This window comes from Solidesulfovibrio magneticus RS-1 (genome assembly GCF_000010665.1).
Classification (GTDB): domain Bacteria; phylum Desulfobacterota; class Desulfovibrionia; order Desulfovibrionales; family Desulfovibrionaceae; genus Solidesulfovibrio; species Solidesulfovibrio magneticus.
In genome coordinates this window covers 1,537,909-1,552,098 of the sequence record NC_012796.1, presented here as the reverse complement: position 1 = coordinate 1,552,098, position 14,190 = coordinate 1,537,909, and the positions used below count along the sequence as shown (strand labels likewise).

The 14,190-nt window shown below is 66.0% G+C and carries 14 protein-coding genes; 5 read left to right on the top strand and 9 right to left on the bottom strand.

The genetic code is table 11. The features are described 5' to 3' along the window. Nucleotides 1-36: 36 nt before the first annotated feature. The 4 genes from DMR_RS06515 to DMR_RS06495 form a co-directional block, all read right to left on the bottom strand. Nucleotides 37-531 carry a hypothetical protein gene (locus DMR_RS06515; protein ID WP_015860110.1) on the bottom strand — a complete coding sequence of 165 codons (495 nt, stop codon included), beginning with the start codon at nt 529-531 and terminating at the stop codon, nt 37-39. A 284-nt stretch (nt 532-815) separates the two neighbouring features. Next, nucleotides 816-2,189 carry a glycosyltransferase gene (locus DMR_RS06510; protein WP_015860109.1) on the bottom strand — a complete coding sequence of 458 codons (1,374 nt, stop codon included), beginning with the start codon at nt 2,187-2,189 and terminating at the stop codon, nt 816-818. Then, the gene (locus tag DMR_RS24335) at nt 2,186-5,155 is read right to left on the bottom strand and encodes a methyltransferase domain-containing protein (RefSeq protein ID WP_052278960.1); all 2,970 of its coding nucleotides are present in this window, start codon (nt 5,153-5,155) and stop codon (nt 2,186-2,188) included. The genes DMR_RS06510 and DMR_RS24335 overlap by 4 nt, the downstream gene beginning before the upstream one ends. A gap of 69 nt (nt 5,156-5,224) precedes the next feature. After that, the gene (locus DMR_RS06495; RefSeq protein WP_043600192.1) at nt 5,225-6,070 is read right to left on the bottom strand and encodes a DMT family transporter; all 846 of its coding nucleotides are present in this window, start codon (nt 6,068-6,070) and stop codon (nt 5,225-5,227) included. 143 nt (nt 6,071-6,213) lie between these two features. Between DMR_RS06495 and DMR_RS06490 the strand changes: the two genes are divergently transcribed. From DMR_RS06490 to DMR_RS06480, 4 genes are all read left to right on the top strand, one after another. Further along, nucleotides 6,214-6,759: a class IV adenylate cyclase gene (locus DMR_RS06490; protein ID WP_015860106.1), complete on the top strand. Its 546-nt coding sequence runs from the start codon at nt 6,214-6,216 to the stop codon at nt 6,757-6,759. Continuing rightward, on the top strand, nt 6,756-6,878 hold the full coding sequence (locus DMR_RS25575) for a hypothetical protein (protein ID WP_268741123.1): 123 nt from the start codon (nt 6,756-6,758) through the stop codon (nt 6,876-6,878). The genes DMR_RS06490 and DMR_RS25575 overlap by 4 nt, the downstream gene beginning before the upstream one ends. Nucleotides 6,879-7,227: 349 nt before the next feature. Then, nucleotides 7,228-7,545, top strand: a complete 318-nt coding sequence (locus DMR_RS06485; RefSeq protein WP_015860105.1) for a hypothetical protein — start codon at nt 7,228-7,230, stop codon at nt 7,543-7,545. Nucleotides 7,546-7,659: 114 nt separating this feature from the next. Continuing rightward, entirely contained in the window at nt 7,660-9,177 is a 1,518-nt protein-coding gene (locus DMR_RS06480; protein ID WP_015860104.1) for a sigma-54-dependent Fis family transcriptional regulator, read from the top strand. Nucleotides 9,178-9,276: 99 nt separating this feature from the next. Here the strand turns inward: DMR_RS06480 and DMR_RS06475 are convergent, their stop codons facing one another. From DMR_RS06475 to DMR_RS06465, 3 genes are all read right to left on the bottom strand, one after another. After that, the gene (locus DMR_RS06475; RefSeq protein ID WP_015860103.1) at nt 9,277-10,029 is read right to left on the bottom strand and encodes a DUF6125 family protein; all 753 of its coding nucleotides are present in this window, start codon (nt 10,027-10,029) and stop codon (nt 9,277-9,279) included. A 198-nt stretch (nt 10,030-10,227) separates the two neighbouring features. Continuing rightward, on the bottom strand, nt 10,228-12,036 hold the full coding sequence (locus DMR_RS06470) for a methyl-accepting chemotaxis protein (RefSeq protein WP_043600190.1): 1,809 nt from the start codon (nt 12,034-12,036) through the stop codon (nt 10,228-10,230). Between the two features lie 124 nt (nt 12,037-12,160). Next, on the bottom strand, nt 12,161-12,454 hold the full coding sequence (locus DMR_RS06465) for a hypothetical protein (protein WP_006921294.1): 294 nt from the start codon (nt 12,452-12,454) through the stop codon (nt 12,161-12,163). A gap of 221 nt (nt 12,455-12,675) precedes the next feature. Between DMR_RS06465 and DMR_RS06460 the strand changes: the two genes are divergently transcribed. After that, on the top strand, nt 12,676-13,149 hold the full coding sequence (locus tag DMR_RS06460; RefSeq protein WP_015860100.1) for a phosphatidylglycerophosphatase A family protein: 474 nt from the start codon (nt 12,676-12,678) through the stop codon (nt 13,147-13,149). 435 nt (nt 13,150-13,584) lie between these two features. Here the strand turns inward: DMR_RS06460 and DMR_RS25020 are convergent, their stop codons facing one another. Both DMR_RS25020 and DMR_RS06455 read right to left on the bottom strand, forming a co-directional pair. Then, nucleotides 13,585-13,734 (bottom strand): hypothetical protein, encoded by a 150-nt coding sequence (locus DMR_RS25020; RefSeq protein WP_006921296.1) that lies wholly within the window; start codon nt 13,732-13,734, stop codon nt 13,585-13,587. Nucleotides 13,735-13,941: 207 nt separating this feature from the next. Beyond that, entirely contained in the window at nt 13,942-14,124 is a 183-nt protein-coding gene (locus DMR_RS06455) for a ferredoxin (protein ID WP_015860098.1), read from the bottom strand. Nucleotides 14,125-14,190 lie beyond the last annotated feature (66 nt).

Sequence of the window (14,190 nt, the reverse complement as noted above, 5' to 3'; positions counted from 1 at the left end):
CGCTGCGTAAGCCCTGACGACGATTTCACCGAGGGGCTACTGCTCCGGGAACTCCGCCAGATCGGCCTTGCCGATGCTTTTGCGCAAGGCCTTGCTGTACGCGGCGGTCCGCGCCTCGCCGGTCTTGTTGTTGTACTTGAACTTGAACTCGATGTCGTTTGGCAAATCACATTGATACAAGCTCACGTCCCCTTCGCTTTTCACGGAAACCGGCTTGCAAAAGCTTTTCTCCATGTCGGCGAGAATATCCTTTTTCTCCCGACCGGCGACACGGATAATTCTGGCGTAGTATTTTCCGTCAACAAAAGCATACGCAATAGCCGGAGAGGCCTTCTGATGGACCGGAAGACGGCACGCCCCGACATAATTATAATAGGTGACACCGTCTTTCTCCATATAGAGCACAAAATTGCCGTCGTCCATGTCGCCGAGTTTGGCTCCAAATTCCAGCTTGCCGCATTCAAAGGCTTGAGCCTGATGCACATACAACGCGCTAAACACCATAATCGCAACAAGCATGAACGAACGCATAATCCCTCCAGTGTTTGTTGGACCGCACAGACGCATCACACCAAGACACAAGCACAGAACCCTCTGCGGCACCGACAAAAGGCCGAACAACAACAACGCCAATACAGTCGATGCCGACAGAAATACACGACTGCGCCCGATGTCGCAGCGCGCCGCTGCCGCATAGCCGCAACGACGTGCGATGCAGTGATAGTGTTGAAAAATTCGCATAGTTTGCGGCGACAGTCAACTTACGGAAGTGATACGCTGCTGGCCGGGAGGTCATGGTGGCGGGATCTCAACGATTATGCGCGCCGAATGCTTTGCTCCCAGTCAGACGCCGCAAACAGGCTCCGGCTTTGCCGCGCATTGTCAGCCAAATCCGCCCCCAGCCCGGGATCTTCCGCCAGGGAACGGGCCGTTTCGGCGGCGCACAGCCACGCGGCGTAGGCCTCGACATGGCGTTGCGGCGAAAAAGCCGCCATGGCGAACTCCCGGGCGGCCCGCCGCATGGGGGCCAGCTGCCCGGGGTTGGCCACAATGCCGGCAAGGGCCGCATACAGGGCGTCCTCGCTGACTGGTTCCACGCAAAATCCGGTGACGCCGGGCCGGTAGGCCTCGGGACAACCGCCCACGTTGAAGCTGACCACCGGCGTGCCGCAACACTGGGCCTCGCACAGGGTGTTGCCCAAAGCCTCGGCCACGGCCGGATGCACGAACAGATCGGCCGCGCCGTAGAGCTCCCCCATGGCGCTGTTGTCGACAAAGCCGACATGCCGGATAGGGAATGCGGCAGGCGGAGGCGAGCCGTAGCCGTAGGTTACCAGTTCCACGGCCCTGCCCGGCCAGGAGGTGCGCAGGCGCTCCACGGCCCGGACCAGGGCGGTGATGTTCTTGCGGCCGCAGTCCAGGCCATAGGCCCCGGCCAGGATGACCAGGGCCTGAGGCGGAATGCCCAATCGCCGCAACACGGCTTGCCGTTCGTCAGGGCCAAGGGGCCTGAAGACGTCCAACGGATAGGTGTACCGCAGATGCGTGATGGGACGATGGCCGAGCAGGCTGCTGGCCCGGGCTTCGTCGGCCAGCCAGCGGCTCAGGGCGACCACGCTTGGCCGCAGCAGCCCGTACACGCGTCTTTTAAGCCCATGGTTGCGCCGGCTGGCGTCCTGCGCGCCGGAGCGCCGCAGAACCGGGCAGCGGCCGCAGGCCGCCTCGAACCGGCGGCAGGCGAGATGATAATGGCAGCCGCCGGTGAGGGGTCCGAGATCGGCCAGGGTCAGCACGATGTTCTTGCCGGCCAGGGCGGCCAAGAAATCCGGAGACAGCAGTATGCCGGCGTTCCAGTGGATGTTGACGACATCCGCCTCGGACAGGGCTTCCCGGGCCGCGTCGCCAAGGCGGAACAGCCCCGTGGCGGCGTCGCTGAAAAGCTCCGACGCCCCCTGCGCAAGCGCCTGGGGATCGCTTAAGGCCTGCCAGTGGCGAAACAACCGCCCAACCGGCCGCGGGCCCTGGCTTGAAGGGAACGCGTCGGCCAAGGGCAGGAACCCCTTGGCGGCCTGGCCTTCCAGGGTCAGGAACGACGCCGCATGGCCGGCCGCCAGAAAGGCCCGAAAGGTGTTCTCCGCGCCCTGGGCCGCGCCGCCCGCGGCCAGGGTGGAGACAAAGGCGATGTTCACGCGATGCCCTCCATATAGAGCAGCCCGGGACATGCCGCCTCCTCGTCGGCCGCAGCATCGCCTTGCTGGCGGACAAAGTCCTGTATCGCGGAATGCCCGGCGCTTTGGCGCAGCACGGACGCAAAGCCGCACTGTCGCAGCAGGCGGCCCAGGGACAGCTCGTCGTGCACCATCTGGCCCGCCCGGCCGCCGAGCCGTTCGTGGCGGGCCACGGCTTCGGCATCGCCCGGGGCGCGACGCGCCGCGTCCAGGCTGTCCAGGTAGGCCCGGGCCTGCCCCTCCCCATCGGCCACGGCCAGCCGCAACACGCCGCCCGGGCGCAGCGCCCGACGGCATTGCGCCAGGAACCGGCGCGCCTGGTCCCCCGAAAGATGCTCCAGGCAACGACAGGCGTACAGCGCGTCGCAGCTCCGCTCCGGCAAGGCGAGGCCGCCAAGGCCTTCCCAAACCATGGTCTCGGGCACATCGCCGGCCAGGGCCACGGTCATCGGCTCGACCAGGCCTTGGCCGGCGCAATCCAGCTTGACCAGCACGGGCCGGCCCTGCCGCGCCAGGCCGGCGACGCGCTGGGCCAGACGGCGGCCCACGGCGGCGGCGCGTTCCTCGGCTCCAGGCTCAAGGCTTGGAGAAGCGGCCTCTTCCGGAGCAAACGGCAGGGCTGGTTCGACCGACGGCGGCGCGAAGCCTTGGCGGCGCGGGGCGCCTTCAGGACCGGACAGACAGGCGCTGGCCTGTTTGGGCGCCACGCACAAAGCGCCCTCCTCGGCGCAAAGGGCGGCAATGAGGCGTTGCAGGCCGGGGCGGCGGGCATCGCCGTTATCCCCCCCGCCCAACTCGGCCAGGACCGCCGGGGCCAGCGCGGCCCACCGGTCGCGCCACACGCCCAGGCCCAAGGCGTTTGCCCGAGGCGCGAACACCGCGTCCCCGGGCTGCTGCGACAAGGCCGCCGCAACGGGGCCGGACGGCCCGGCGCTGACGCAGCCGACTATGCGGCGATAGCGGTAGCGGTGCAGGGCGTTGTTGTAAAATGCCAGCGTATGCGGAGCGCAGTAGAGGGCATCGTCCAGGGCAATCGCCGATTCATGGGTCTGCAAGACCGACGACAAGGCCCGGACGGTCATGGCGCACAGCCCCAGGCCGGCGGGAGCCGTTTCCAGGCTGACCGAGCGGAAGGCCGCGGCGGGGCCGGGCAGATCGGCAATCTCCCGCCAGGCGTGGCCGTTGGCGCAAACGACATGCAGGTCGGTTTCGGCCGCCATGACGTTTTGCGACAAGGCCTCAAGGGCCCAGGCCGATTGCCGGGCCGTACCCGAGGCCACGAAAATCAGGGGGACCGGAAGGTATCGGGGTCCGGGCGCTTCCTGGGTGACGACGCCCGCTTCCTTGCAGGCCGCTGCGGCGTCGCAGCGCAAAAAACGCTCCTCATCGGCCGCCCCCCGGGCCAGGTCGTCCGATTCGGGCAAAATCTGGGGCCGGCGACCGGCGAACATGGCCTCGCACAGCAGATCCAGGTGTTTGTGGACGCCGGGCCTCAGGGCGTCCGGGCTAAACCAAGCGTAACGCCCTTCCAAGAGGTTGGGGGAGTGGACAAAGGGAAATTCAAAGCCGTATCGGAACAACAGCGTATACCAAATCCGGTAGGCCATGCGGCGCAATTCCTGGTCCCGCCAGCCGGGCGCCAGGGCGGCGTAACGGGCGAACACCCGGTCCATTGCTGCTGCGTCGTAGGTTTTGTCCAGACCGGGAAGTTCCTTGTAGAACGGGTTGGCGGCGATGGCCACGGGCTTGCCCAGCATGGCGCTTTCCAGCCCGCAGGTCGATACGTAGCACAGTGATGCGCTGGCGATATCCATCAGGTCGTACGAGGAGACGTCTTCCTCGGGCTCGATGACCACGGCGGCGTCGCCAACCGAACGTTTGAGATCGGCAAAATAGCGCAGTTCGCGCTCGGACCGGCGCGGAAACACCAGATTGGACAGGTTTGGATGGGCCCTTATCACGAGCTTGACGCCGGGATAGGCCGCCGCCTTGGCCACGGCCGCTTCGATCCAGTCCTGTTGCGTGGCAAACCCTTCGTGCGCGATATCGTCCCGGCCAAGCAGTTCATGGTTGGACGACGAAAAAAGCGCCCAAACGGCCTTGTCCTCGGGAATGCCCAGCCGTTGGCGCAACGCTTCGCTGTGCCCCGGCTTGGTGGTGTAGGCGAACCAATTGAGGGCGTTGACGTCTCCCTGTCGTCGACCGTCCAGATAGCGGGTCATGCGGACAAGTTGCGCCGTCGAAAGCGGAACATCCTTCCAGGCGCTCCACAACCGGTCCCAATTTTCCTGATTGAACGGGAGGCCGTTTAAGGCAACCCAGCAATGGCCCGGCTGGCCGGCCCGTTCGTGGGTGTACACGGCAAGGCCCCGGCTACGGGCCAGCTCAAAGGGAATTTTCACGTAGGCCATGCGGGCGTTGTAGACAACGACACGATCATAGCGCCCGGCATCCAGCAGCTTCTCCATGCCCAGCACCAGGCGCAGCCCCTGCTCCAGCAGGGCTCGATACCAGGCCTTGGCCTGGGTGTCCTGCGGGGAAAGGTTGGGCACGCGCCAATACGTGTAGACCGAAGACAGACACCAGCGCCCAAGGGGATAGCCGTTGTATTCGGCCTGCGTAAGCGCGTCGTCGGCCAGGGAGGCAGCCCACTGCGCGGCCTGGTGACGCTCGGCCGCCGTCTCGTCGGCCAAAAGGAGGCGCGGCGCAAGCCCGGCCTCCAGGGCCTGTTGCTCGGCTCTGTCCCGGCACAGGCGGCAATCCTTGGGGGAAATGTCGCGCAACCCGTCGCATACGCCATCCATCCCCCCGCAGTAGACGTAATCAATGGCCGCGCCCCGCTCCCGCAACGCCTGAAGAAGCGTCATCTCACGCTTGTGATGCAGCGAGCCGACGTTGGTGAGGGTGGAAACGCACAGCACTTGCATACTCATCTCCAGCGCAGCGGCCATTTGCCGTTGCCAATGTTCGCCAGGACGGCCCGCTTCAAGGATGCGTCAAGCATCCGTACCCGACCCGCCGCGACCGAAAATCCCCCGCAAGGTCACGGCTGCCACCACCACCGCCCCGCCAAGGACCGACCAGAATCCCGGCCATTCGCCGTAGCCCACGGCCACCAGCAGCGGATTGACGATGGGTTCCAGGGTCATGAGCAGCATGGCCGACAGGGCCGGCAGCCGTGTGATGCACCAGACGTAGAGCGAAAGCGACAGGCCCTGCTGGATGACACCGAGATAGGCCAGCCCCAGGGCCGCGCCCAGGGTTTGCGGCGCGGCGGAAAACAAAAACGGCAGCGCAGCCAGCACCGTCAGCCCATGGCCGGCGATGACCGCCGACACCGGCGAATCCTCGCGCCCGGCCCGCATGCACAAGGTAAACGCGGCGTAGCTCAGTCCCGTGCCCACGGCCAGGAGATTGCCCCACAAGCCCTGGGCCGAGAGCCGGTCCAGGAAAAACAGCGCCATGCCGCCAAGGCTCGCCACCACGAACAGCCAATCGGCCCGCTTGGTCTTTTCGCCGAGAACCATCGGCGCGAAAAGGGCCACGTAGACCGGGGCGGTGTAGGCCAGGAGGATGGCGTTGGCGGCGGTGGTGAGCTTGGTGGCGGCCACGTTGGTAACGAGCAGGGCCGCGTAGGCCACTGCCGCGCCGCACCTGGCCCGGGTCGGGCGGAAGTCGAGACGGCCCCGAAAAACGAGCAGCAGCGTCGCCGCCGAAAGCAGGCTGCGCCAACCGGCCACGGCCATGGGGGTCAGCGGCACGAGCTTGATGGCCAGGCCCCCGGTGCTCCACAGTACCGCCGTCGCGGCCATGCCCCAGGCGGCCCGGGCGTTTTCGCGCATGTTTTCTCCTGTACCGACGCCGTGGCGGCCCATGAACCGACAGCGGCCGGCCGATTAACTTGTCATCGCCGCAAAGGCGTCGTAACAGCCCGGGACCATGAACCAATCCACAAGTGCTTGCAATCCCGTCCAAGGGGAAAAACGTGTTTGAGGCCGAGGTCAAATTCGTGGCCGGGCCGGACTTCCGGCTGCCGGACGAACCTGGGAAGGCAGTCGTCTGCGAGGACGTCTATTTCGACGCCCCGGACGGCCGCCTGGCCGCCTCGGGCCGGGAGCTGCGCCTTCGCCGGGAGGCCGGGCGGACGGTGCTGACGGCCAAGGCCCCGCCCTTTGACGCCGCCACCGCCTCCAAGCCCGAACACGAGACGGCCGTGTCCGATGCCGAGGCTGTCGCCGCCCTGCTCGGCGTGCTCGGGTTTCAGCCGGTCCTGGCCTATGCCAAGCGTTGCCGCCGAGCGCGGCTTCGGGTCGGCGGCCTCGACGTCGAATTGACCGCCGTGACCGTGGATTTCGACCCGCGCCTTTTCGTGGAGATCGAGCATCTGGCCGCGACCAGGGAGCAGGCCATGGCCGCCCTGCCCGCCATCCGCGCCCTGGCCGCCGGTCTGGGACTGGCCGAGGAATGCGCCGTGGCCTACACCGACCTGGCCCAGGCCGCCGGGTTGGGAGCACCGCCAGCTGCTCCATGAGGCTCGACAAGCGAAAGCTTCCCGCCGCCGCCGCCCTGGCTCCCTTTCTTGCCGCCTCGGCGTACCTCGACCACCACCATCCGGCCGTGGCCGCCTGGGCCGCCGGCCCGGAGGCATAATCCCGACGCCGGCCGACGCCCTGGCGGCAGGGCCTTGACGCCGGCCGGTCCCGGACAGCAAGCCAGGGCCATTGCTCCACAACCAGGCGATAAAACGCCGGCGCGGATCCCGAAAAGCGACATTTTCGTGGGCCGGACCTGCATTTTTGCACCTCCGGATCGCCCGCTCCCCGGGACAACCTGACGCGGCCCCAGATCTGATTCCATATTTCCTCTGAAATTCTAAAGTTATAAAAAAGAAGCGCGAATTCTCCACAATCGCGGTGTACTTTGCACGAGTATTGCTTATAGTGACAGACAGCGTGCCCGGCTCTGTCGGGCAGCGCCCAAACCACTCGAGGAGGTCGCCATGGAAACTGCCCTGACGCTGCGAACGACAGTTCCGCCGGAACTCAACGACGATTCCCTCGTCCTGCACCACGTCTCCGTGCTCGAAGTGGAATTCGGCAATGCGGCCATGGCCACCATGCGGCGGGCCATGAAGGAAGTCGCTTCCCAGACGGGAATCGCTTTCGACGAAGTCATGCACGAACTGGCCGGCCACATGTACTGGGTGGCGGACACGGGCAAGCTCGTGTGCGTCATTCCCCTGCCGGAAAAAGACCTGTACCTGGAAGTCCCCGAGGACTTGTGGCGCATCCGGGAACGCTCCTACGCCATCCATTGACCCTCTGGCCTTTTTCCCGGCCGGCGGTCCGCACCCCGGACCGCCGGCCGGCCCCAAGCCTTGCCCCGCTTGCGCTTTTGCGGCATGGTCCGGCAAATTCACCGGGATAAAGCCATGTCGCCAAGTATTTCCGATTTTCCCAAGGCGCTCTTCGAGGTTCTCGACACCGACAAACTCCAACGCCGCTTCCTGGAGGCGTTGGTGGAATTCCAGAACGTCGAGCGCGGTTCGCTGTGGATCAAGCGCCCCGACGGCTATCAGTGCATCGAAGCCACCGGCGACGAGGCCGACCGCCTCGTCGGATTCGTCGTGCCCAAGGGCAAGCCAAGCATCGTCGGCTGGGTCATCGAAAACGGCCAGATGACCATCGCCGAACCCGGCAAGGACAAACGGCATTTCAAGGAGGCGGAATCGGGCATGGACGTCAAGTCCACGCTGATTCTGTGCTATCCGCTGGTGCTCAAGTCCGGCGAGGTCTACGGCGCGGTGGAGATCATCGACACCGCCCACGCCGGCAGCCGGCTCAACCTCACCAAGGAATACCTCGAACTCCTGGAAGAATTCGTGGCCATCGGCTCCATCGCCCTGGGCAACGCCCTGGCCTTTGCCGACCAGAAAAAAGAAACCCAGAAGCTCAAGCGCATCATCGGCGAATTTCGCGGCGAAACGCCGCTCGTCGGCAAAAGCCCGGCCTTTCGCACCGCCCTGGAGTCCGCCGGCAACTACGCCCGCACCGATTTTCCGGTCCTGGTGACCGGCGAATCCGGCACCGGCAAGGAACTCTTCGCCCGCGAAATCCACCGCCTAAGCTCCCGCAAAGACAAGCCGTTTCTGGTCCAAAACGTCTCGGCCATCCCGGATACGCTGCTGGAATCCGAACTCTTCGGCTACAAGAAAGGCGCCTTTACCGGAGCCGACCGCGACAAGGTCGGGCTTTTCGAGGCGGCCCACGGCGGCACGGTCTTCCTCGACGAGATCGGCGACATGCCCCTTGGGCTGCAGGCCCGCATCCTGCGCGTGCTCCAGGAAAACGAGGTCAAGCCCCTGGGCGGCACGCAAACCCGGCAGGTGGACGTGCGCGTCATCGCCGCCACCAACCGCGACCTTCCACGGGCCATCGCCGACGGAACCTTTCGCGAGGACCTCTTCTACCGCATAAACGTCCTACCCCTGCGCCTGCCGGCTCTGCGCGAACGCACCGAGGACATCCCGGAGCTCCTCGACTATTTCCTGGCCCGCGACGCCGCCCGCCTGGGCCTGCCCCAAAAGGCCTTCTCGGCCTCGGCCCGGCGCGCCCTGGGCCAGCGGCCCTTCAAGGGCAACGTGCGCGAACTCGAAAACCTCGTGCGCTTTCTGTTGGCCACCGTGCCCGGCGAAACCATCGAGGCCGAAGACATCCCCTCGCCCAGCGAGCACGGCGAAGCCCGGCCCGCGCCGGCCGCCACGCCCCTGGCCGCGCCCGGCCTGACCCACGACCTCACCGCCTACACCTGGGAAGCCCTGGAACACGCCTACGCCCTGGCCCTGCTCGAAAAGTGCAAGTGGAACGTGACCAAGGCCGCCCGCGCCGCCGGCGTCAACCGCTCCACCTTCGATTCGAGGCTGCGAAAGCTTGGGATTACGAAGGAATAGAGAGAGAAGAGGGAAGAGGAAGATGCCTCCGGCGGCCGGGGGCCTCAGGCCCCCGGACCCCCCGAAAGGTTTTCAAGCGGGGTGCCCCCGTCGCGAAGATTACAAGGCGAAGCGCCAGGCGCAAGCGCAGTCATCCCGGGTCGTCTGGGGCGGACAGCTCACGCAGGCCATTTTGAGGCGCGGGTCCACGCCGGCGGCAAAGGACGTGAATTCCACCGTGCCGCCGGACACGCACGGATAGGGCGGCAAGCCCTGGCGCGCCCGGGCCGACTGCACCCGGCACTCGACCATCCGTAAAGTAAATCCCTCGGGCGTCTCGTCCACAAAATCGAATTTGTTGATGCGGGAAACCAGCCGCGCCTCCAGGCAGGCCCGGGCGGCCGCCAGGCCGCCGCCTTCGCCGATGCCCAGGGCCTCCCTGGCCCGCAACGCCTCGTAATAGCCCAGCCGCGACCAGCACGTGTCATTGACGCGCTTGGCGTCGTGCATGCCGCGCTCGTCCTCCACCGTGCGAAACCACACCCCGTCGGCGGCCAGCCACGACACCGACAAGGCGTCGGCCAGGGCTTCCAGGCGTTCCTGTCCCAGGCCGGCCAGCAGCTCCTCCACCGTGCCCGGAAGCTTCAGCGCCCGCTCGATGCGCCGCGTCAGCAGCGGCAAATAGGCCTCGCCCACTTTCGACTCCATCCGGCAGGCCGCTTCCGGGCCGAACTGGTGGGCCGCCTCGGCCAGCCACAAGCCGTAATGCACCCCGATCTGCCGCGCCGCCTGCACCACCTGGCGCGCCAGGAGCGCCTCCGGCGGCCCAGAGAGGCGCTGCCTCTCCGGGACCTCTCCGCCGGGGGGGATCATCCCCCCCGGACCCCCTGGAACATCGGGCTTGTCACTGTCGCGAGTCATGGCGGTTCCTCATCGTGGCTGGCGGTAGCCCGCCAGGATTCTTGTCACAGCAGCCGGCAACGCAACGGTCTCGCCGCCCCATATAAACCCTTTCGGGGGGTCCGGGGGCCTCAGGCCCCCGGCCGCCGGAGGCCTCTTACTCTAAATTTATCACCCCTGCCGCGTGTTCAATTGCCGTATCAAACCCGTCAACGCGCCGGTCTGGTTGGCGAGGTTGTCGAAGTGGCGCGAGGCGTCGTCGGCCCGGTCGGCGTTTTCGCGGGCGATGTCGCTGACGTCGTCCATGCTGTCCATGATGGAGCGGGCGGACTCGGCCTGTTGATCGGCGGCGGCGGCGATGGCCCGGACCTGGGCGGCGGCCTCTTCGGCCACGGTCTGGATCTGGCGCAGCTTGTCGCCCGAGGCCTCGGCCAGCCCGGCCACATGGTCCACGGCGGCCAGGGTCTTGTCCACGCTGTCGCGGTTGTCGCGGGTCATGGCCTGGATGGCCTGGATGGACTGTCCCACTTCACCGGTGGCGGCCATGGTTTTTTCGGCCAGCTTGCGCACTTCGTCGGCCACCACAGCAAACCCGCGCCCGGCGTCGCCGGCCCGGGCCGCCTCGATGGCGGCATTGAGCGCCAGGAGGTTGGTCTGGTCGGCGATGTCGGAGATGACCTGGATGACCGCGCCGATGCCTTCGGACTGGCTGCCCAGCCGCCCCATGTCGGCCTTGAGGGAGTCGGCCATGGCCTTGAGGCTGACGGTGGCGGTTTTGGCCTGGCTGACCAGCGTCGCGCCTTCGGTGGCGGTTTCGCGGGTCAGCGCCGTGGAGCGGGAGGCTTCGGCGGCGTTTTGGGCCACTTCGCCCACGGCGTCGCGCATCTGGCCCATGGCCTGGGCCGTGGATTCGAGACGCTGCCGCTGGCCGGATGCGCCGGAACGGATGCCGTCGCCGATGGCGGTCAGGTCGCGGGTGGCGCTGCCGAGTTCGCCGACGACCCCGGTGAGCCCCTGGACCGTGGCCAGCATGGCCGCGCCGGCGGCCTCGGCCTGGCGCATGGCCTGGCGGGCTTCCTCGGCGGCCTGCTCGGAACGCTGGGCCTGGGCGCGGGCCTCGTGCTCCTTGTCGGCCAGGGCGGCGAGATTGGCCCGCAGGGACACGGCCATGGCTTCCAGGGCCTGCTTGAGCTGGCTGGCTTCGTCGCGGCCCGAGGCTTCGAGGTGGACGTCGAGGTCGCCAGCGGCGATGCGCCGGGCGGCCTCGGTGGTTTCGCGGATGGGCCGCACGATCCCCCGGGAAACGACCAAGCTCAAGGGCAACAGCACGGCCAGGAACATGACGCCAAAGACAAGGGAATCAATGAGCGTGGCCCGGTTGGCCGTTTCCCGCATCCGCGCCGCCATGGCTGCGGCGGCTTCGTCCACATTGTCCACATAGACGCCGGTGCCGATCCAGTAGGGCGTGCCCGGGATGGGCGCGGCATAGCCGATCTTGGGCATTTCGCCCTTGCCGGGCTTGGCCCAGGAGAAATTGACGAATCCGCCGCCGGAAGCGGCGGCCCGGGCCAGTTCGCGCACGGAATAGACGCCGTCCGCGCCCTTGAGGTCGCCCAGGTCCTTGCCGTGCAGGGCCGGATTGACGGCGTGGGCCACGCTGGTGGTGCCGGAATACACAAAGAAATAGCCCGAGCGATCGGTTTCGAAAATGGCGTCCTTGATGGCCTCGCGCAGATGCGACACTTTGGCGGCCTCGTCGGGCAGGCCGGCCAGGGCCTTGGACAGGGCGGCAGCCATGACGTCGGTGGCGACCTTGATTTTGGCGCGCTGGCCGTCGAGCATGTCGCTTCGGGCTTCGTTAGCCCCGGCCTTGGCCAGGCTATAGGACGAATACGCGCCAACGGCGAAAATGACGGCGGCGGACAGAGCCGAGACAAAAAACAGAATCAGCAAACGGGTGGCGATGGGGAGATGTTTCAAGACGAAACTCCTTGTCTTGAGGGAAAAACGCAAGACCGACCCTGGAAACGGCCGGGGCGGCGGCGGGCTTGGTCCGGCCCGGGACGGGTGATCGGGGTCCTGGGCCGGAACGTGAGGCGGGGGATTAAAGAGCGGCCCGGCCGACCAGGGCCAGGAGATAGGCGACAGTGGAAGCGGCCACGAACTGGCGCGCCCGGCACACGAAGGCTTTGCGTTTGCACAGCATGAACTCGATCATGCCCAGGCGCTCGTCGGGACGGTCGCGAATGTGCGGCAATTTGTCGATGTAGTGGTCCATGTAAGCGTGTTCGGACAGCAGAAGCAGGTAGATGCGCTTGCGGAAATAAAGGCTGTAGAACAGGACGAAAACCAGAAAATACAGGGCAAAGACCGTGACGGCATAGGTGAGGCTCAGCATCGATTCCTTCCTTTTGGGGCCTGGCGACAACGAGTCGTTGATCATTGTTTCTCCCACACTTTGGCCCCGACTTCAAGGCGCGGCGAGGCAAGGCGGCCGGGACGTGCCCCGGCCGCCCCCATGGGATGTGTCCTTCGGCTTGCGACACGGCGCGCGCCGCCGCTCTTGCTCGCGCGCCCGCCCGGGTGTAGCCTGCCGCGACCATTTCGGGAGGGACCCTCATGTTTGCACATAACGACCGTTTGGCCCTGCTCGTGTCGGGCCTTGGCCCCCTGGGCCGGATGCCCTATGCCCAGGGCACCTGGGGTTCGGCGGCGGCGGTGCTGATCGCGCCGCTGGTGTTTTTTCCGCTGCCCCTCTGGGCGCGCATCGTGCTCCTCGTGGCGGTCTTTGTCGTCGGAGCCAAGGCGGCCGACCGCACCGAGAAGATTCTTGGCCGCAAGGACCCGGGACATGTGGTCATCGACGAACTGGTCGGCCAGTGGATCACGCTGTTGCCCTTTGCCGCGCCCGGACCCTTTGAACTCATCGCCGGCTTTTTCCTGTTTAGGGCCTTCGACATCTTAAAGCCGCCGCCGGTGCGGGCTTCCGAACATTGGCTGCCGGGCGGCTACGGCGTCATGATCGACGACGTGCTGGCCGGAATCTACGCCGGCCTGTGCTTGGTCATTTTGGCCTGGCTGCGCGGCGCGTAATGCCTAGTATAAAACATCACGACAGTGGTGTTTTATAAATAGACAATCATAGCAGCATGTCATTGGCCATGGAGTTTCGCTTTAACAAGGGAATTGCAATAAGGCCGGGAGGCGGCCTGGGAGTCGCCTCCCGACGCGGCCGGCCCGGGAGAGGGCGCGGTGCTCCGACCGCCCCGGCGTCGGGCGTGTGCCTTTGTCACAAAGTGGATGAAAAAGGGTCGCCCCGGTCCAAGCTTTGACGGCTTGGCCGGGGCGATGACGTTTTTTGCGCGGCGACTTGGCGCGAAGGGAAAAAAACGTACTTGAGGGTTGGCTTGGGCGCGGCCTGAGGTTCGCGCCGTTGTTTTTCGACGAAGTCAATGATTGCGGGAGTCTGGCCTGCGGCAAGCGGAAGGCCGCCCAAAGTCGCCACCCGGTTTCGCGACCGGGTGGCGACTAATGAAACAACAGCCCCCGGTAGATGAAGCGTTCGTACACGGAGCACAGCCGTCTGGCGTTGCGGCGAGCCAGCCCGAAATCCATGAGCCGGCAGTACATGTGCATGGGATTGAGTCGGTGTTGCAGGTAGTTGCGGATGATGTTCATGGCGTTGCCTCGCTTGGGGGCAGTCCTTGACCCCCGTGGAACACAGCGAGTAAGTAGCAATATCCGTTCCAGGGGCGTCCTTGCCCCGGCAGCGGCGGCCTCACCCCTCTTATCGGCGATTACGGCCAAAGCCTTACGGGACGCCGGGCATAAAAAAACCCGCGCCGGCGGACCGGCGCGGGGCGTCCCCAGGGGGGACAGGAAGCGTCAGGATTTGGTGATGGCTTCGGCCGGGCAGGCGTCGATGGCTTCATCCACGCAGTCGGCTTCGGTGTCGGATTCTTTCACGATGGCCTTGTCGCCGTCGCCGTTCATTTCAAAGGCGTCGGGGCAGGTCTCAACGCAAGCTTCGCAACCCATGCAGGCATCATCATCGATAACAATGGCCATGTCTCCGTCCTCCTTGAGTTTAGCCAAGCGTCGCCATGCCCGGATTTTCCGGCTGGAAAACCCCCG

What these genes read in the sequence shown, in the direction of transcription:
- DMR_RS06515 (WP_015860110.1), bottom strand. Translation starts at nt 531, where the DNA reads ATGCGTTCGTTCATGCTTGTTGCGATTATGGTGTTTAGCGCGTTGTAT.
- DMR_RS24335 (WP_052278960.1), bottom strand. Translation starts at nt 5,155, where the DNA reads ATGCAAGTGCTGTGCGTTTCCACCCTCACCAACGTCGGCTCGCTGCAT.
- DMR_RS06495 (WP_043600192.1), bottom strand. Translation starts at nt 6,070, where the DNA reads ATGCGCGAAAACGCCCGGGCCGCCTGGGGCATGGCCGCGACGGCGGTA.
- DMR_RS25575 (WP_268741123.1), top strand. Translation starts at nt 6,756, where the DNA reads ATGAGGCTCGACAAGCGAAAGCTTCCCGCCGCCGCCGCCCTGGCTCCC.
- DMR_RS06485 (WP_015860105.1), top strand. Translation starts at nt 7,228, where the DNA reads ATGGAAACTGCCCTGACGCTGCGAACGACAGTTCCGCCGGAACTCAAC.
- DMR_RS06480 (WP_015860104.1), top strand. Translation starts at nt 7,660, where the DNA reads ATGTCGCCAAGTATTTCCGATTTTCCCAAGGCGCTCTTCGAGGTTCTC.
- DMR_RS06475 (WP_015860103.1), bottom strand. Translation starts at nt 10,029, where the DNA reads ATGATCCCCCCCGGCGGAGAGGTCCCGGAGAGGCAGCGCCTCTCTGGG.
- DMR_RS06465 (WP_006921294.1), bottom strand. Translation starts at nt 12,454, where the DNA reads ATGCTGAGCCTCACCTATGCCGTCACGGTCTTTGCCCTGTATTTTCTG.
- DMR_RS06460 (WP_015860100.1), top strand. Translation starts at nt 12,676, where the DNA reads ATGTTTGCACATAACGACCGTTTGGCCCTGCTCGTGTCGGGCCTTGGC.
- DMR_RS25020 (WP_006921296.1), bottom strand. Translation starts at nt 13,734, where the DNA reads ATGAACATCATCCGCAACTACCTGCAACACCGACTCAATCCCATGCAC.
- DMR_RS06455 (WP_015860098.1), bottom strand. Translation starts at nt 14,124, where the DNA reads ATGGCCATTGTTATCGATGATGATGCCTGCATGGGTTGCGAAGCTTGC.